Origin of the sequence: Devosia sp. MC532 (assembly GCF_016461625.1) — a bacterium.
Taxonomy (GTDB): Bacteria; Pseudomonadota; Alphaproteobacteria; order Rhizobiales; family Devosiaceae; genus Devosia.
Genome location: NZ_JAEMNZ010000001.1, coordinates 161491 through 179505 on the forward strand (window position 1 = coordinate 161491; position 18015 = coordinate 179505).

Below are 18015 nucleotides of genomic sequence, written 5' to 3' on the forward strand. Positions count from 1 at the left end.
AAAGAGCATACTAACATGTCACAGTGCTGTGGAGGATGAACGGCGCGGAGGAAACAGTTTTGACTAAGCCACTCGTAAAACAGGTCGCCCATACCTGCGTATTTGCTCGGGATTTGCGCGCCGTAGAGGCATTCTATCGGGACATTCTTGGCGTAAGCCCCAAGTTTGACTTCAAACGCGGAGAAGAGCGCATCGGGTTTTACCTCGATTTCGGCAATCGCACCTTCGTTGAAGTCTTTCTGCGCAGCGATTCGGCATTCGAGGATCGCAATCAGATCAACCACATCTGTTTTGAGACCGACGATATTGATGCCTTCATGGCCAATGCCGCGCGACATGGCGTTGCGGTCACGCCAAAGAAGCTCGGCGTAGATCACACTTGGCAGTGCTGGCTGGCGGACCCGAGCGGGGTCAAAATCGAGATTTTTCAATACACCGAAAAGTCGATGCAGTTCGGACCATCTGGGGTCGTCTGTCAGGTGGATTGGTAGGCATCCTACACGCTGGAAAGATAAAAACGCACCATGAGAGCGCATAATCGCGAAAGATTTTCGCCCTAAGTTAATAGCTACATCAAGCTGGAGTCGCGTCTTGCGAGTTTCAACGGCAGCGCTTTGTCTACTCATATGCGGGACCAGCTGGGGACATGCTGAGCCCGTGAACTTGGCCGCGTCGGCGTTCAGCATGCCGGGCACCACTCTGGACCTTCCTGGTTGTGGCCTAAGTATTCTGACCGAGGCGACAGCAAAGGTTGAGCCGCAGGTTTTGGGGCCGGACAAGTCGCGCTATTTGGTTGAGTGGCTTGTCACCAATTCTGAATGGTCGCAAGCCTTTCCCAATAGTCTTTATGGGCTCGTCCAATTCCGGATCACCTGCACGCGGATGACGCGCTGGCTTGACGATGCCGCGACCTATAACCGGATTCAGGCAAATGCTGCCCATGATCGGGCGCTGGCTGCCGAAGGCAGTGGCATGCATGAGGGCGAAGATCATTTCACCGCCGCCGAGGCCATGCCTTATGGTGCGCTGAGCCATGCCCATCAAATCGCTTGGGAGCACACCTCGCCCTCCCACTACGGCACGAGCCGACATCATCACGTCGATGTCTATGGGAGTCACGGCAAGATGCGCATCCATGTTTCGGCGCACTTTGTTGGATTCGACCTCTCCGACAATCCCGAATTGGCGGCGGCAGGAACAAAGCTTACCGCAGCGGATGGGTCAGAAGTGATTGCCGGTTCCCCCGTACTCCCTCTCAAAAACGGGGGGCACGTGGTTTCCAGTACCGCAGAGCAGAACATGGCCTATCTCAAATACGTGCTCGGCTCCACGCGGGCACTAAAGGTCCAAACAGAAAGCGGCCTACCCAGTTAAGGACAGGCCGCTCGCAAAGGTCAGCTTGGCTTAGGCCTAGTCGGACGTTTGGCGGATAAAGCCGAACGCGACCAAGGTGATCACCGCTGCGATGATCATGTAGTAGCCAACCGTGTGAAGGCCATAGGTATTGGCCAGGTGCGTCGCGATGTAAGGCGCGAAGGACGCACCAAAGATGCCACCAAGGTTGAAGGTCAGCGACGCGCCGGTGTAGCGAACCGAAGTTGGGAACGGTGCTGCCAGTGCAGTGCCGAGCGGACCGTAGGTCATGCCCATGAGCGCAAAGCCTACGCAGAGGAATGCAAGCACGCCCCAAACATTGCCCGAGCCGAACATTGGCGCGAGAACCAGACCGAAGATTGCGATACAAATTGCAACGCCGATCATCACCTTGCGCATGCCGAACTTGTCAGCAAGCACTGCCGAAACCGGAATGAACAGTCCGAAGAACACCACGCCGACCATCTGCAGGAGCAGGAAGTCTTCGCGAGCATAGCCAAGGTTCGCAGTACCGTAGCTCAGCGAGAACACGGTCATGATGTAGAACAGCACGAAGGTCGCCAGCGCCGCCATGGTGCCGAGCACAAGGCTCATCTTATGGTTCTTGAAGACGTCGAAGAATGGCACTTCAACGCGTTCTGCCTTTTCGATCGCCTTCGCGAATTCTGGCGTTTCGGTGATCTTGAGACGGATCATCAGACCAACGATAACGAGAACCGACGAGAGCAGGAACGGCACGCGCCAGCCCCAGTCCATGAAGGCGTCGTTGCCCAGAACCTTATCGAGAACGATGAAGATCATCGTCGCGAGGAAGAAGCCAACCGGCGCGCCCAACTGTGGGAACATGCCGTACCAGGCCTTCTTGTCTTCCGGAGCGTTTTCGGTGGCGAGCAGAACAGCGCCGCCCCATTCACCGCCAAGACCCAGACCCTGACCCAGACGGCACAGAGCAAGGAACAGCGCGGCCCATACGCCCACCTGATCATAGGTCGGCAGCAGGCCGATAACGACAGTGGAAATGCCCATCAGCAGCAGCGCAGCAACCAGCGTTGCCTTACGGCCGATACGGTCACCATAGTGGCCGAAGAATGCAGCACCCACAGGACGCGCGATGAACGCAATTGCGAAGGTCGCGAGCGAGCTCAGAAGCGCAGTGGTGTCGTCCCCAGCTGGGAAGAACAGATGCGGGAAAACGATAACCGCAGCTGTTGCGTAGATGTAGAAGTCGAAAAATTCGATCGTGGTGCCGATCATGCTGGCTGCAAGAACGCGCGTAGGCGAGTTCTTCTGCGGCGCTGCATTCGGCGAGGCACTAACGGAGGTCATCTGAATTCCAGATTGCTATCGAAACGGAACGAGGTCGAAAGCACCTTCCCCCGATAAGCGCGCCCGAACCCTCGGTTACGGCCGGAGTACCGCAGAGTACGCCCCGGAGCAACTGCGACAGTTTTACACTTTTAGTTCAACGATTTAGCAAAGTTCATTCGTCACGCTTATGCGCATCTATCTGTCTGTCAGATAGCAATTTCTTCGCCTCTTCCAACTCGCGCTCTGCTTTGGTGCGCCCAAATTTTAAGCGGTTTGCCTCGGCAGTCGTCTCTTTTTCGACTTTCGCCTTAGCCTTGCGCGCCTTCGAGAGCGATAGAATCTCAGCCATGAGGACAAGTCCTAAGGAAGGGAACGGGGAATTACACCTAAGCTATGCCACACCATTCCCATGCTGTGCACCCCCGCCCTACGCATCAAGTGGACAGATCACAGTAGAGGACGCCGCGCCCTCTGTGCGCTGTAATACCCGCGCTGAAACCACCGTCCAGATCATCCCATTCTTGAATGAGCTTATTTGACCGCGCCACGTCGGCACCGAGCACGGCAAGCGCCTGATCCTCACTTTGCCCAAATGTGACGGTTGAGACATGCACGCCGGTTTCCCACATAGCCTCAAGCCCGATGTGCGTGACCAGCAGTCCACGCCACATCGACATCACCGGCACCGTCAGAGTGATCAGGCCGTCATCATCTTCCACCTTTAGCTCGCCAAACGTTACGCCGGCCACATCGGGATAGATGAGTGGACTGCCTTCAAAGTGGGGGTTGGCGATGGATCGCAAGAAATCCCAGTGCGACTCTGTGTATTCGCAGCCCTCCAGCATTCCATGCAGGAAACCTTCCAAAGGTTCCCCAGCTTTAGCGGACGGCACCGAAATTAAGGACACAAAGCAAAGTACAGAACTTCCAACAACAAACCTTCCTGCTGAACCAATCATCTTACCTACCCCCTGTGAGCAGATAAGATTATGACCATATTGTTATTATTGTCACGAGCGCTTTAGGCAATTTTGAGAGGAGCAGGCACTCAAGAAACTCACCATTTCTACCGTGACGTAGATCATCTGCCCCTTTCGCCGCACACAAGGTGAGATAAAAACATCGCTCGCCGTATTCAGGGCTTTCAGCAGGTACAAACGGCCCAATTAAGGGGGGTTATTTATTCGCTGCCCCTGAGCACTACCCGAGCTACAGCGTGCTGCGCGCCTTGAGACCGGTCCGGATGTTCGTTCGCGCTGTGTTGAGTTGCAGGGCCACTCCCCTTCAACCCTAAGCACTGTAAGAGATTGGCTAGACACTCGTACTTACAGTTCGATCCGATACCCCTGCCCCAGAGCCCGCTCAAACGCGGCTTTGGCAATATCGGTTAGCCTAAAACCCTGATCCCAACGGTCGCCGAGCTCACGGAGCGTTCCATCGGCGCCCAAATTGGGGAATGCGTATTCGATGTGTAGTGGACCATCTGGCGTGTCGACCGTTTCGGGCAGGATTTCGGGCGCAAACGGAATAGCGGCACCCTCCGCCGCTGTTTCCAAGAACCCCGCAAAGCAATACTGCCACATCCAGCCAAAGCGGGTGACATGGGGCTCGTCGCGCAGCCCCACGCCAATCGGCACTTGGATGCAACCGCTCGATCCGATCCGGCCATGCACGAAGCGCACGCGCCGAAAGATTGGCTTCATGATCTCGAGTTTTTCCGGGATCGAGCCATATTGCATCTCAAGCCCAGTGTAATAGTGCGAGAGATCGGCGTTGATTGTCATTTCGGGGAATTTTTCGACCCAACCAAGGGTACGGAAAATATCCTGCGTGATCGTCGCGCGATGGGTTTCGATGTGCGCAGCGTGATTAAGCTTCTGGCTGGCGCTCAGAATATCCTCGATCAGCGCATAGGCCTGTTCATTCGTTTCAAAGCCTGTGCCGACATGCAACGTCGTTTGCTCGTGCCCAGCATCCACTTGGCGCTGCAGCACCTCCAACGCCTCGCCAGGCGCTGCCACACGGCTCGATCCATAGGTAATCAATCCAGCTTTGCCATAGGCAGGATCATCGCTCCCCTGCACGCCTGTGTACCCTGCCCCCAGCAGCACTTTCGCGATCTCGGCGGCACTCCCCTTCGGCCCCGCAGACCAGTCCGGAAGCTTGGTGATGGTGCCGAGGTTGAGAGCCTGAATAAAGCGCGGATGGGTCATGACGCGTCCAATAAGAGTTGCCCGACGAGTTTAGGCCTCGAACCGTTGCGAGAAAAGCCACAAGTCACTGGATCAAAACAAAAACGTCGGACTTCGTGAGAAGCCCGACGGTTAAAATTTAGAGTGTGCGTTTCGTCTTAAACGAGACGGCTCTGGTCCATTGCCGCAGCGATAAAGCTGGTGAACAGCGGATGCGGTTCAAATGGCTTGGACTTGAGTTCTGGGTGGAACTGCACGCCGATGAACCAAGGGTGATCCGTGCGCTCAACAATTTCCGGCAGCGTGCCGTCTGGTGATACGCCGGAGAACAGCAGGCCGTTCTTCTCCAGAAGCTTGCGGTAGTCCATGTTCACTTCGTAGCGGTGACGATGGCGCTCGGTAATGCGAGTGGTGCCATAAATGTCCGCAACGCGCGAGCCACGAACCAGCTGAGCTGGATAAGCGCCAAGACGCAGTGTGCCGCCGAGATCGCCATTTTCCTCGCGGGTGGCCTTCTCATTGCCCTGGACCCATTCCGTCATCATACCGACGACAGGTTCCTTGGTCGGACCGAATTCGGTCGACGAAGCGTTCTTGATGCCTGCGGTGTTCCGCGCAGCCTCAACGCAAGCCATTTGCATACCAAAGCAGATACCGAAGTACGGAACATCCTTGGTGCGCGCAAAGCGTGCAGCTTCAATCTTGCCAGCCGCGCCACGTTCGCCGAAGCCGCCCGGCACCATAATGCCGTGAACATGCTCGAGATATGGCGATGGATCATCACGCTCGAAGACTTCCGAGTCGATCCACTGCAGGTTGACCTTCACCTTGTTGGCGATACCGCCATGGATCAGGGCTTCCGAGAGCGACTTATAGGCATCCTTGAGGCCGGTGTACTTGCCAACGATGGCAATGTTCACTTCACCTTCTGGATTGTGGAAGCGCTTGGAGACTTCGTTCCAGGCCGTCAGATCAGGTTCTGGCGCATCGGAGATGCCCAGAGCGGCCAGCACTTCGCGGTCGAGACCTTCGTTGTGATAGGCCATTGGAACGTCGTAGATCGAGGCGACATCGAGGCCCTGAATAACGGCGCTTTCACGCACGTTACAGAACAGCGACAGCTTCTTCTTTTCGCCTTCTGGGATCGGACGATCGCAACGGACCAGCAGAACGTCTGGCGCAATACCAATCGAGCGCAGTTCCTTGACGGAGTGCTGCGTCGGCTTGGTCTTGAGTTCACCTGCGGACGGAATGTACGGCATCAGGGTCAGATGCAGATAGCAGGTGTGACCGCGCGGCAAATCATTGCCGAGCTGACGGATCGCTTCAAAGAAGGGCAAGCCTTCAATGTCACCGACAGTGCCACCGATTTCGACCAGAACGAAGTCGAAGTCTTCGTTGCCTTCGAGAACGAAATTCTTGATCGAGTCCGTAACGTGCGGGATCACCTGAACAGTCGCGCCCAGGAACTCGCCCCGGCGTTCTTTGCTCAGCAGGTCCGAATAAATTCGACCTGACGTGATGTTGTCACGCTTATTGGCCGCGCGGCCAGTGAAGCGTTCGTAGTGACCGAGATCGAGATCGGTCTCCGCGCCGTCGTCGGTGACAAACACTTCGCCGTGTTGTGTCGGCGACATCGTGCCGGGATCAATGTTGAGATAGGGGTCAAGCTTACGCAGGCGGACCTTATATCCGCGTGCTTGCAGAACAGCACCGAGTGCTGCTGAAGCGAGACCTTTGCCAAGGGAGGAAACCACGCCTCCGGTGATAAAAACGTACCGAGCCATGGGCGATCACCATAAGCATAATATTGACGATTCGCAGAGCACGTTTTCGTGCACTACACAAAAGAAACAAGGGGATGTTTCCATCCCCTTGTTCAAACTAGCCTTTCGGCAGATCAGTTACCTGTTGCAGGTGCTGCCGGAGCTTCAGCCGGAGCCACTGGGACCGGTAGGTCTGTGGCCGACTGCGCCGGAGCCGCAGGAACAGGAAGATCACCTTGCAGAGCATTCAATGCGTCAAGAACGGTCGAAGGCTGGGAGCCATCGGAGTTGGTGACAGCATTATCGAGAATGCTTGAGGTGCCGCGATCCAGCTCTGCCAGAATGGTCAGGCCGATTGCAGAAACAAAAAACAGGGTTGCCAGAATAGCGGTCGTGCGGGTCAGCAGGTTTGCCGATCCGCGCGCGGATACGAGACCCCCACCGGAGTTGCTACCGCCAATACCAAGGGCACCGCCCTCTGAGCGCTGGATCAAGATAACGACGATCAGCGCCAGCACGATCAGCAGATAGGCGACTAGCAGGACGTTGGCCATTGAACTTCTGTCTTCGCGTCATTCTGAGCATGCCAAGGCACTGCTCAGGTTGAAAAGGATGTCGGGCTCTTACACCCGTCGAACGGCAAATGCCAGCCGGTCCGTGAATTTTCAACGGAACCGAGTGGCGCTTCGCCTGATCTATACCGCCGAGATAATAGTATAGAAGTCTTTTGCCAAGAGGCTTGCGCCCCCGACGAGCCCACCATTGACATTTTCAATGGCCAAAATCTCGCGAGCGTTCTGCGGTTTCAGCGATCCACCATAAAGAATCTGGATCGTCGCGCCGGTCTCCCCAAAGCGCTCAACCAACTGCGCACGGATAGCGTCGTGAATTTCTGCGATATCAGCCGAGTTCGGAGTGCGACCCGTGCCAATCGCCCAGATTGGCTCATAAGCCACCACAACACTGTGCTGCCCGGCCGCATCAGGCAATGACGCTGCCAACTGTGCAGCAACAACGCTCACAGCTTGCCCAGCATCGCGCTGTGCTTCGCTTTCACCAACACAGACAATCGGCTTCAAACCTGCACCAATGGCAGCTTCTGCCTTGGCGCGAACCATGTCGTCGCTTTCGCCGTGGTCGGCACGGCGCTCCGAATGGCCCACGATCACATATTGGGCACCAGCGTCTGCCAACATCGAAACGGAAATATCGCCCGTGTGCGCACCAGCATTTGCCGTGTGACAATCCTGTCCACCGGCCAAAATGCCACTAGAAGCCCCCTGCTCCGCCACTGCATGCAACAAAGTTGCGGGCGGGCAAATGCATACCAAAGCGCGTGGAGCCTCGCCTGTTGTCAATAATTGTGCGAGTTCACTAATCTCTGAGAGGGACTGCTTGAGCCCGTTCATCTTCCAATTTCCCGCGATCAACGGTGTAATGGTGGTCAATTGAAGTGCTCCTACCTCTTGCGCCGACGAGGGGTTTGCCATAACCCCGCAAGTCGGATTGTCTCTACTCATCTGCCCTTACACGTTTGGTAAGGGACTGGGCAAGGAACTGGAACGTACGAAATGCTCGATGGTTTGCGCGGTTTTGCAAAATCTTGGCCTGGTAAGATCATGGGCGCGTTTTTGCTCGTGGGCGTCGCTGGTTTCGGGATCAACAATGTTATTCTCGATCTTGGCAGCAATACCGTTGGCCGAGTGGGCGATGAAGAGATCAGCGGCAAAGACTTTTTCCGCACCTATCAGCAGCAGCTGAACCAGCTGACACAGACCATGGGCACCATGCCGACGACCAGTCAGGCAAGCGCAATGGGCGTACCTTCTTCGGTGCTGATGCGTCTGGCCAACGAAGCTGCGATTGATTCTCTTTCGAACAGCTTTGGTCTGGGCGTCACCGAAGCCAAGCTCGCGCAGCTTCTGCGTGAAGATCCATCCTTCTTCGGCACCTTGGGCAATTTTGATCCGCAGGTTTTCCGCGCCGTGTTGCAAAACTCTGGCATGACGGAGGCCGAATATTTTGACTCCGCGACGAGCATGGCGCAGCGCGAGCAACTAACCCAGGCTATGTTTGTCCACACCAAACTGCCCAGTGTGGCCGCTAACCTGATCAACAGCTACGCCAACACCACCCGCGCTATCGATTATTTTGCACTCACCGATGCAAATATCGAAACGCCAGCTGAGCCGACCGAAGAAGAGCTGAAGGCTTATCTCGCCGAGCATCAGAGCGAATACCGTACCATCGAAACCCGTAAAGTTCGTTTGTTCGACCTGTCGATTCCGGCGCTCGCTGCGACGATCGACGTGCCGGAAGCTGACATTGCGGCCGAGTACGAAGCGACCAGCGCGAACCTGACGACCCCAGAGCAGCGGACTATTCAGCAGTTGGTTCTCAACACGCCTGAACTGCAGACCGCCTTTGCAGAGGGTCTTGCCAGCGGCGCGACGTTTGAAGACCTCGTTGCTCAGGCGGGTGTAACCCCAACCACTCTCGGCACCCTGCCACGCAGCGCCATAAACGACGCTCGCCTTGGCGACGCGGCTTTCGCTCTCAACGCGGGTGAGTTTGCGATCATCCCGGGCATTGGCGGCGAGCGCGCTGTCTATGTTTCGGAAATCATTGCTGAAGCCCGCCCAACGCTGGAAGAAGCAAGCGAGCAGATTAAGACCCGTCTGGCTCAGGCCAAGGCTCGTACCGAAGTCAACGAAATCCTCGATCAAGTTGAAGAGCTGCGTGCAGCCTTCCAGCCGCTCGACCAGATTGCAGAACGCTTCAACCTGCCGGTTTATGAAGTTGACCTCACCGCGTCCGGTGCTGAGCTCTCCGTCTTGCCGAACCTTGCAAACGACGACCGCAACCGCGTTTCGCAGGCGATCTTTGCCGCGCAGATGGACAAGCTGACCCCAGCTATTCCTGTGACTGGCAACGCCCACGTTTGGTTCGACCTGCTCAACATCGCACCAGTCCGCGACGAAACCTTCGAGGAAGTGCGCGAAGAAATCACTGCAGCCATCACGCAGGAACGCGTCGAAGTGGCAATGACTGCGCTTGGCGAAGACATCGTCGCGCGTCTCGACGCTGGCGAAACGCTCTCCGACATCGCGATGAGCCTCTCGACCTTCCCGCAGATCAGCTCGCCCTTCACGCGCTTCGGCTCGGAAGATGGCACGATTGACCAGGTCACAGCCGCAGCCGTCTTCGCTGGCGGCGCAGAGCACCGCGGTACGGTCATCAATCAGAACGGCGAATTCATCGTCTTCGAAGTGATGGACAACTCGACACCAGCAGACCCTCTGCAGGCTGAAATCGTTGATAATCTCAACGCTGAAGTCCAGAACGATCTCTTCGGTGACTTTATCAGCGCCGTACGTGATGACGCTGGCGTTCGTGTGAACGAACAGGCGATGACCAACATCATCACCCAGAACTTCGGCCAGTAACGGTTCCTTTCAACTCTCGGAAACTACAAAATGACGCCCGACTTTGCTCAGACATTCAGCGCCCAATACGACGCAGGAAAGTCTGGCATCGTCTGGCGTCGCATCGTGGCAGACCTTGAGACGCCGATCGGCACCTATCTGAAGCTGGCAGCAGACCGCACCCACACCTTTCTTTTGGAAAGTGTTCAGGACGGCACCAAGCGTGGTCGGTATTCGATCATCGGTCTTCAGCCAGATCTGCTGCTCAAGGTCGAAAACGGCACCGCCTCGATCAATCGCTCCGCCCAAACCGATCCCGACGCCTTCGTGCCTGTCGACGCACTTCCGCTCGATGCTCTGCGTGATCTCGTGGCCGAAAGCGCCATCGACATGCCGAGCCAGTTGCCGCCCCAATCGGCAGGCGTCTTCGGCTATTTGGGCTATGAAATGGTGCGCTATATGGAGCGCCTGCCCAACAGCAATCCTGATGAACTCGGCACCCCTGAAGCGGTGCTGATGCGCCCATCCCTGCTGGCGATTTTCGACACGCTCAAGGATGAACTTTACCTCACCGCACCCGTCTATGTGAAAGACGGCGTCTCGGCGGCGCAGGCGCTTGCAGCGGCCGAAGATCGTATCGATGATGCAATTGCGCGCCTGTCACGCGCTCTGCCAGCCACGCCCGCAGTCGCTGATCTCGAATCCATCGACGTCACCAGCAACACCACCGAAGAAGAATTCTTCGGCATGGTCGCCAAGGCCAAGGACTACATCACGGCTGGCGATATTTTCCAGGTCGTCCTCAGCCAGCGATTCTCGGCTGAGTTCACCCTGCCCCCGACCGCGCTCTATCGTGCGCTGCGCCGGACCAATCCAAGCCCCTATATGTATTTCCTCGATTTCGGTGGTTTTGCCGTCGCTGGCTCCAGCCCCGAAATTCTGGTGCGCGTGCAGGATGGCGAAGTCACCATTCGTCCAATCGCAGGCACGCGTAAGCGCGGCGCGACGCCGATCCGCGATCAGGAATTGGCGGAAGAACTGCTCTCCGATCCAAAGGAATTGTCCGAGCACCTCATGCTGCTCGATCTCGGCCGCAACGACGTTGGTCGCGTCGCCAAGCCGGGCACGGTAAAAGTCACGGACAAATTCTTCCTCGAATATTATTCCCACGTCATGCACATCGTTTCCAACGTTGTGGGTGAACTCGACCCCGTCAACGACTTCGTTGATGCGCTCTCTGCTGGCTTCCCGGCTGGCACGGTGTCTGGCGCGCCAAAGGTCCGCGCTATGGAAATCATCGACGAGCTGGAACAGTCCCGCCGCGGCATTTACGGCGGTTGCGTCGGCTACTTCGGCGCCGATGGCACAATGGACACCTGTATCGTCCTGCGCACCGGCATCGTGAAGGACGGCAAGCTTTACGTTCAGTCTGGGGCGGGCATTGTTGCCGACAGCAAGCCCGAACTTGAACAACTAGAATGCCAGAATAAGGCGAGAGCCCTTTTCAGCGCTGCTGAAGAAGCGCTACGATATGCAGGCGAACCGAGAGTGGGCCAATAATGCTGGCTCATTCCGTGGTTGTAGACGCAAGAGATAGGTCTGACATGGATTTTCGATGGCGAGGCTGGTGCTGAAACAGGGCGTTTCGCTTTGGCGAGAGAGCCCGGTGTTTTCGTTTTCAGACACCTCAGGACTTGAGTGCAATGACCAAGACCCTCGTTATCGATAACTACGACAGCTTCACCTACAACCTCGTCCACTATCTCGCCGAGCTCGGCGCTGACATCACCGTCAAGCGCAACGACAAGATCACGCTCGATGAGATCGCCGAAATGACCCCCGAGGCCATCGTGCTCTCGCCCGGCCCCTGCACACCCACCGAAGCCGGCGTCTGCCTCGACGTTATCGAGCGCTTCAAGGGTGAAATCCCCATGCTCGGCGTCTGCCTCGGCCATCAGGCCATTGGCCAGGCTCTCGGCGGCGATGTTGTCCGCGCCCCAACCCTGTTCCATGGCAAGACTAGCAAGATCAATCACACCGGCAAGGGGCTTTTCCGTGGCCTCAATGCTGGGTTTGACGCCACGCGCTATCACTCGCTCATCGTCAAGGCCGACACGCTGCCTGATGAGCTTGAAGTCACCGCCACCACCGATGATGGCCTGATCATGGGCATGCAGCACAAGTCACTGCCCATTCACGGCGTGCAGTTCCACCCGGAAAGCATTGCCAGCGAAAATGGCCACGCCATGCTGCAAAACTTCCTGAACCTTGCCCGTGATTTCAACGCCCGAAAGGCCGCGTGATGGATATCAAGCAAGCCCTCGGCAAAATCGCTTCCGGCAAGGATCTTACGGGCGAAGAAATGCGCTCAGTTATGCGCATCATCATGTCCGGCGAAGCGACAGCCGCACAGACTGGCGCCTTCCTCATGGGCATGCGCATCAAGGGCGAGACCTCTGGCGAAATCGCCGCTGCAGTCTCGATCCTGCGCGAAAAAATGATCCCAGTCGAAGCCCCGGAAGACGCCGTCGACATTGTCGGCACAGGCGGCGATGGTCACGGCACCCTCAATATCTCGACAGCTTCCGCCATCGTCACTGCCGCGCTCGGCGTCCCAGTGGCCAAGCATGGCAATCGCGCGCTGTCGTCCAAATCCGGCTCCTCGCAAGCGCTTGAAGCCCTCGGCATCAAGCTCGATCTGGCCCCGGCCGAAATTACTCGCTGCATCACCGAAGCCGGCATCGGCTTCATGTTTGCGCCCAATCACCATCAATCGATGAAACACGTCGGCCCGGCCCGCGCTGAACTCGGTGTTCGCACCATGTTCAACCTCTTGGGCCCACAATCGAACCCTGCAGGCGTGCGCCGTTACGTCCTCGGCGTCTTCGCTGAAGAATGGGTCGAGCCGGTTGCTCAAGCCCTTCTCGCCAATCGCGCCACCAAGGCATGGGTCGTTTATGGCTCGGATGGGTTGGACGAACTCACCATCACCGGCAAGAGTTTTGTAGGCCAAATTGCCAATGGCGACCTGCGCAGCTTTGAGGTCTATCCTGAGCAAGCGGGGCTCAAGCAGTATCCGCTTGAGGAGATTCTGGGAGGAACTCCTGAAGAGAACGCTCAGGCCATCCATGCTTTGCTGGACGGTGCACCCGGCGCTTATCGTGACATCGTCCTCCTCAACGTCGCTGCGGCAATGATTGTGGCCGACAAGGCCGAAGACCTAAAACAAGGCGCTGCAATGGCCGCACATGCCATCGACAGCGGGAACGCAAAACAAACCCTCGCCCGCCTCGTGGCGGTATCGAACGGACGAGCGTGATGACTGATATTCTCAAGCAGATCGAGCATTATAAGCGCCAGGAAATTGAAGCCGCCAAAGCGGCTCGTCCTTGGAACGAGGTCGTGGCCCAAGCGCACGATCAGCCCAAGCCTCGCGGCTTCCTCAATGCGCTCAAAGCCAAGCGTCGCGCAGGCGAATACGGCCTGATCGCAGAAGTCAAAAAGGCGAGCCCCTCCAAGGGTCTCATTCGCCCCGACTTCAACCCAGCACAACACGCCCGGGACTACGAAGCCGCTGGCGCGGCCTGTTTGTCCGTCCTCACCGACGGCCCAAGCTTTCAAGGCAAGCCGGAGTTTTTGATTGAAGCGCGCGGCGCCACCAATCTCCCGGCCCTGCGCAAAGACTTCCTCTTTGAAACCTATCAGGTCGCCGAAGCCCGCGCCTGGGGCGCAGACTGCATTCTCATCATTCTCGCCGCCGTCGGCGACGACACCGCGCGCTATCTCCTCGACTCGGCTGACGAGTGGGGCATGGATGCGCTGATCGAAGTGCATGACCAGCTCGAACTCGACCGCGCTCTGGCGCTGGATGGCAAGTTCATTGGCGTCAACAATCGCAATCTGCGCACCTTTGAAACCACGCTCGACACCACCGTCAAGCTTGCCACGGGCGTGCCGGATGACGTGCTCCTCGTCAGCGAAAGCGGCATCGTCAATCACGAGCACATCAAAATGCTCGACCAGACCTGTGGCGTCACCACCTTCCTCGTGGGCGAAAGCCTGATGCGTCAGTCCGACGTCGTCGCTGCAACCCGCACCCTCCTTACCGGCAGCGCAGCTTGATGACCAAGGGCCTTACCCACCTGAATGCCAAGGGCGAGGCCCACATCGTCGACATTGGTGACAAAGCGGTTACACGCCGCCGTGCCGTCGCACAGGCACGGCTCAATGGCGAAGCCAGCACCATCACGACCATACTCGGTGGCGGCCTTAAAAAGGGCGATGCCCTCGCCGTTGCGCGCGTTGCTGGCATTATGGCTGCGAAAAAGACCGCCGACGTCATCCCTCTCTGTCACCCGATCCCACTAACCAAGGTTAGCGTCGAGATCGAGGGCGATAGCGACACCTCAATTCTCATCCGCGTCACCGCCGAGACCACGGGCCAGACCGGCGTCGAAATGGAAGCTTTGGTCGCCGCGTCGACCACAGCATTGACCCTTTACGACATGGCAAAGGGTATCGACCGCGCTATGGTCATCTCAGACCTCTGCTTGGTGGAAAAATCCGGCGGCAAATCCGGCGATTATCAGCGCACACCATGAGCCTTCTCCCTGTCGACGACGCCCTAACTGCTATTCTTGCCCGCGTTCCTGCGTTCCAATCGGAAACAGTCGCTTTACAGGACGCTCTTGGTCGTGTGCTCGCAGGCCCAGTCATAGCCCTGCATGACCAGCCTCCTTTTGACGCCAGCGCCATGGACGGCTACGCCATGCATGCTGCGGACGTTACCGAAACCGCCTTGTTGCGCGTCATCGGCATGTCGCAAGCGGGCGCGGGGTTTTCGGGTGCAGTTGGCGCAGGCGAAGCCGTGCGCATTTTCACCGGCGCGCCCGTTCCACCCGGCGCCGATACAGTCATCATGCAGGAAGAAGCAGTGCGCGAAGGGGATTTCGTCCGCTTCACCGCCCCTGCCCGTTTTGGCCACAGCGTTCGCCCCAAGGGTAACGATTTTCACACCGGACAAGTGTTGCTGGAAGCCGGCACCCAGCTGACACCGATGCAGATCGCTGTCGCTGCTGCCGCCAATTGCGCCACGCTCACAGTTGCCCAACGGCCCAAGATCGCTCTGGTCGCCACCGGCGACGAACTGGTTCTCCCCGGCAATCCACTCGGGCCAGATCAGATCGTCGCGTCGAACTCATTTGGCCTGAGCGCTCTGCTCTCGCCTTACGCCTCGAGCGTCGACGATTTCGGCATTATCCCGGATGATGACGATGTGTTGCGTAACCGACTTGCTGTTGTTTTTGCCAGTGAACCCGACATTGTCATCACCACCGGTGGTGCCTCGGTCGGCGAACACGACCTCGTTCAAGGCGCGCTCAAAGACCTCGGTGTCGAACTGGATTTCTGGCGCATCAACATGCGTCCCGGCAAGCCGCTGATGTTCGGTACACGCGGCAGAACACTCGTCTTCGGGCTTCCGGGCAATCCGGTTTCGGCCATGGTCACCGCGCTCGTGTTCATCGTGCCGGCGCTTCGTCATTGGCTTGGGCAGGCTCAGGCCGAAGCCTGGACGTTACCATTGGCGGCACCAACGCCACCGAACACAGCCCGCCGCCATTTCATGCGTGCCAAGCTCATCCACACCGCTATGGGGCCGAAATTGTTACCAATTTCCCAGACCGACAGCGGCCATACATCGTCGCTCTCTCAAGCCGATATGCTGATCATTCAGCCTGAGCATGACCCTGGCCAAGCTGAAGGCGCGCTGGTCCGCGCCCTGCCAATTTAAGAGATACGCTGGCTCGCCGCTGCGGGCTTTTTCCGTCCCGTGTGCCAGCGAATTTTGATCCCCTTGGAGAGCAGCTTTAGCGCCTCCACATAGATCCCACCCGTAACCTTGAGCGTCATCAATGGGTGCGAAAAGAATAGCGACTTCAGAACCTTATCAGAAAAATCCTGCCGTACTCCGGTGAAAGCCGCGTAAAGCAGTGGTTCCTGATTTTGAGTCTCGTTGATGGCCACCATCACCCGCTCGCCGGGCAAAACCAAGCGGAAATTATAGACGCAATCCATATCGATAAAGGGCGAAACGTAAAAACCCTTCTCGGCGCTCTGTTCGATATCGTTAGCGCCCAGCACATAGGTGTGCCGCTCTTTAAACGTATTATGGACCTCATAAATGGTCGCTATTGGCGCGCCATTTTCATCGTCGCAGTACCAGACGGTCAACGGGTTGAACACGTAACCCAAAATGCGCGGATAGCACAAAACGCGGATGCGTGTCGGCTTGGCAAACCCTGCCTCCGTCAGCTTCCCTTCTGCCCAGTCTCGAAGACTGCCACCATCCCCATGGTCCGCATCGAGAAACGAGAACAGAGCCCGTCGATTATGCCCAAAGTGCTTGAGTGTATTGAGCTCAGGCAGTTCGTCGAGATCGATGAGCAGGGAGAAAACACGGTACTTCAGCGCGTGTTTTTTGGGGCGATGGCGCTGATGCACCACCTCCCCAACATAGATCGCCGAATTGACGATTTGCGTCATGCCACCAGAGCTTCCGCCGGTGCCAGCGTAATCCGGCCAGACTGGTTCTTGACCGACCAAGGCCGTGGCAGCGAACCCATGGCTTCCGCCGCCGCAAGTCCCGACTGCAAACCATCCTCGTGGAAACCACGACCGAAATGCGCCCCCGCGTAAAACGTGTTCTGCAGGCCCTGAATGCGCCAGAGGTTTTCCTGCGCGTGAATGGCGGCGGAATCGAACAATGGATGGGTGTAGTCGAAACGAGCGATTTCCCCTTCCGCTTCGCGCGCCGGATTGAGGGTCACAAAAATATCGTCACCCTTGAAATTCTGCAGCGCGTTCATCCAATAGGTAACGCACAGGCTTTCGGTGTGGCCGTCATTTTCGCCGACATAATTCCAGCAGCACCAGATATTACGCCGGCGCGGCATGAAGCTTTTGTCCTTGTGGACGACAGCCAAATTGTGGGTGTAGCGGAACGCGCCGAGCAAAGCCTGCTCGCTCGCATCTGGTGCATCGAGCATTGCCAGAGCCTGATCCGCATGGCTGGCGATCAAGATTTTATCGAAACGATCTGAATGTCCAGTCCGGTCAATAACTGTCACGCCACGCCCGTCGCGAACCACCTTGGCGACTGGCGTATTGAGCCGGATTTCGCCAGCAAATTCGCGTGCAAGCGTTTGCACGTAATTACGGCTCCCGCCTGTCACCGTGCGCCAATCGGGGCGCTGCAACAGCGTGAGCAGGCCATGGCTTTCAAAGAAGCGCACGAAGGCTAGCAGCGGGTAAGAGCGAATGTCTTCAGCGCTGGATGACCAGATCGCCGCCGCCATCGGCAGCAGATGCCCATCAACGAAAGAGTCTGAGTAGTTTTGGCGGCGTAGATATTCGTCCACGGTCAGTCCGCGAATTTCACTGCGCGAGAGATCGCGCGGCGCTTCGCGATAGAAACGCAGAATATCGCGGAACAATTGCCAGAAGCGCTTGCGGAACATGTTCCGGCGCTGACCCAACATGCCATTGAGCCCCTCGCCGCAATATTCAAACTCGCCATTGTCCAGCGAAGCTGCAAAGGACATCACCGTCCGCTCACTGGCAACGCCAAGGTGATCGAACATGGCTTCGAGATTGGGGTAATTCTTATTGTTATAGACGATGAACCCCGTGTCCACCGGCCCGGTGCCCGGAACGTCAATGGTGTTGGAGTGCCCGCCCAGACGCTCTGCCGCTTCATACAAGACGACGTCGTTGGTTTTGCTCAGGAGCCAGGCGGCCGACAATCCGGAGATACCACTCCCCACAACAGCGATCCTTTGACGGAGCGGTTGAGCGCCAGAGAACGGTGCAGGTTCATGATACATATATAGAGGTCCCTTGAAGTGTCATCAGCACTACGCAGATACAACGCGATTGGATCATCAAAGGTGA

18 protein-coding genes are annotated in these 18015 nt (G+C 57.3%); 9 read left to right on the top strand and 9 right to left on the bottom strand.

Annotation, left to right across the window (positions count from 1 at the left end):
- Positions 1–59: 59 nt before the first annotated feature.
- A complete protein-coding gene (locus JHC09_RS00725; RefSeq protein WP_248308825.1) occupies positions 60–491 on the top strand; it encodes a VOC family protein in 432 nt (143 codons plus the stop codon).
- A gap of 166 nt (positions 492–657) precedes the next feature.
- On the top strand, positions 658–1374 hold the full coding sequence (locus JHC09_RS00730; protein WP_199530430.1) for a hypothetical protein: 717 nt from the start codon (positions 658–660) through the stop codon (positions 1372–1374).
- A gap of 36 nt (positions 1375–1410) precedes the next feature.
- On the opposite strand, the gene JHC09_RS00735 is transcribed toward JHC09_RS00730, so the two are convergent.
- The 7 genes from JHC09_RS00735 to tpiA all read right to left on the bottom strand — a co-directional run bounded on the left by JHC09_RS00735 (position 1411) and on the right by tpiA (position 8088).
- The gene (locus JHC09_RS00735) at positions 1411–2700 is read right to left on the bottom strand and encodes an MFS transporter (RefSeq protein WP_199530431.1); all 1290 of its coding nucleotides are present in this window, start codon (positions 2698–2700) and stop codon (positions 1411–1413) included.
- A 154-nt stretch (positions 2701–2854) separates the two neighbouring features.
- On the bottom strand, positions 2855–3031 hold the full coding sequence (locus tag JHC09_RS00740; RefSeq protein WP_169193915.1) for a DUF4169 family protein: 177 nt from the start codon (positions 3029–3031) through the stop codon (positions 2855–2857).
- A gap of 85 nt (positions 3032–3116) precedes the next feature.
- Positions 3117–3641 (bottom strand): hypothetical protein, encoded by a 525-nt coding sequence (locus JHC09_RS00745; RefSeq protein WP_199530432.1) that lies wholly within the window; start codon positions 3639–3641, stop codon positions 3117–3119.
- A gap of 366 nt (positions 3642–4007) precedes the next feature.
- Positions 4008–4895, bottom strand: a complete 888-nt coding sequence (locus JHC09_RS00750; RefSeq protein ID WP_199530433.1) for a hypothetical protein — start codon at positions 4893–4895, stop codon at positions 4008–4010.
- Positions 4896–5032: 137 nt separating this feature from the next.
- Complete coding sequence (locus JHC09_RS00755; protein ID WP_169193917.1) at positions 5033–6661, bottom strand: CTP synthase; 1629 nt, start codon at positions 6659–6661, stop codon at positions 5033–5035.
- Between the two features lie 113 nt (positions 6662–6774).
- Positions 6775–7194, bottom strand: a complete 420-nt coding sequence (secG, locus tag JHC09_RS00760; protein ID WP_169193918.1) for a preprotein translocase subunit SecG — start codon at positions 7192–7194, stop codon at positions 6775–6777.
- A 141-nt stretch (positions 7195–7335) separates the two neighbouring features.
- Entirely contained in the window at positions 7336–8088 is a 753-nt protein-coding gene (tpiA, locus tag JHC09_RS00765; protein ID WP_282567639.1) for a triose-phosphate isomerase, read from the bottom strand.
- Between the two features lie 123 nt (positions 8089–8211).
- Between tpiA and JHC09_RS00770 the strand changes: the two genes are divergently transcribed.
- The 7 genes from JHC09_RS00770 (at position 8212) to glp (ending at position 15856) form a co-directional block, all read left to right on the top strand.
- Positions 8212–10086 (top strand): peptidylprolyl isomerase, encoded by a 1875-nt coding sequence (locus JHC09_RS00770; protein WP_199530434.1) that lies wholly within the window; start codon positions 8212–8214, stop codon positions 10084–10086.
- Positions 10087–10116: 30 nt separating this feature from the next.
- The gene (trpE, locus tag JHC09_RS00775; RefSeq protein ID WP_199530435.1) at positions 10117–11625 is read left to right on the top strand and encodes an anthranilate synthase component I; all 1509 of its coding nucleotides are present in this window, start codon (positions 10117–10119) and stop codon (positions 11623–11625) included.
- Positions 11626–11768: 143 nt separating this feature from the next.
- Complete coding sequence (locus JHC09_RS00780; protein WP_169193922.1) at positions 11769–12368, top strand: aminodeoxychorismate/anthranilate synthase component II; 600 nt, start codon at positions 11769–11771, stop codon at positions 12366–12368.
- Positions 12368–13384 carry an anthranilate phosphoribosyltransferase gene (gene trpD, locus JHC09_RS00785; protein WP_210338077.1) on the top strand — a complete coding sequence of 339 codons (1017 nt, stop codon included), beginning with the start codon at positions 12368–12370 and terminating at the stop codon, positions 13382–13384. The genes JHC09_RS00780 and trpD overlap by 1 nt, the downstream gene beginning before the upstream one ends.
- Positions 13384–14187, top strand: a complete 804-nt coding sequence (gene trpC / locus JHC09_RS00790) for an indole-3-glycerol phosphate synthase TrpC (RefSeq protein WP_199530437.1) — start codon at positions 13384–13386, stop codon at positions 14185–14187. Before trpD ends, trpC begins: the two co-directional genes overlap by 1 nt.
- Entirely contained in the window at positions 14187–14666 is a 480-nt protein-coding gene (moaC, locus tag JHC09_RS00795) for a cyclic pyranopterin monophosphate synthase MoaC (protein ID WP_169193925.1), read from the top strand. The genes trpC and moaC overlap by 1 nt, the downstream gene beginning before the upstream one ends.
- Entirely contained in the window at positions 14663–15856 is a 1194-nt protein-coding gene (gene glp / locus JHC09_RS00800) for a gephyrin-like molybdotransferase Glp (RefSeq protein WP_199530438.1), read from the top strand. The genes moaC and glp overlap by 4 nt, the downstream gene beginning before the upstream one ends.
- Here the strand turns inward: glp and JHC09_RS00805 are convergent.
- Together JHC09_RS00805 and JHC09_RS00810 are read right to left on the bottom strand one after the other, a co-directional pair.
- Positions 15853–16608 (bottom strand): DUF1365 domain-containing protein, encoded by a 756-nt coding sequence (locus JHC09_RS00805; protein WP_199530439.1) that lies wholly within the window; start codon positions 16606–16608, stop codon positions 15853–15855. The two genes, glp and JHC09_RS00805, sit on opposite strands and share 4 nt — an antisense overlap.
- Positions 16605–17948, bottom strand: coding sequence for an FAD-dependent oxidoreductase (locus tag JHC09_RS00810; protein WP_199530440.1), 1344 nt, complete (start codon positions 17946–17948; stop codon positions 16605–16607). The genes JHC09_RS00805 and JHC09_RS00810 overlap by 4 nt, the downstream gene beginning before the upstream one ends.
- Between the last annotated feature and the right edge of the window lie 67 nt (positions 17949–18015).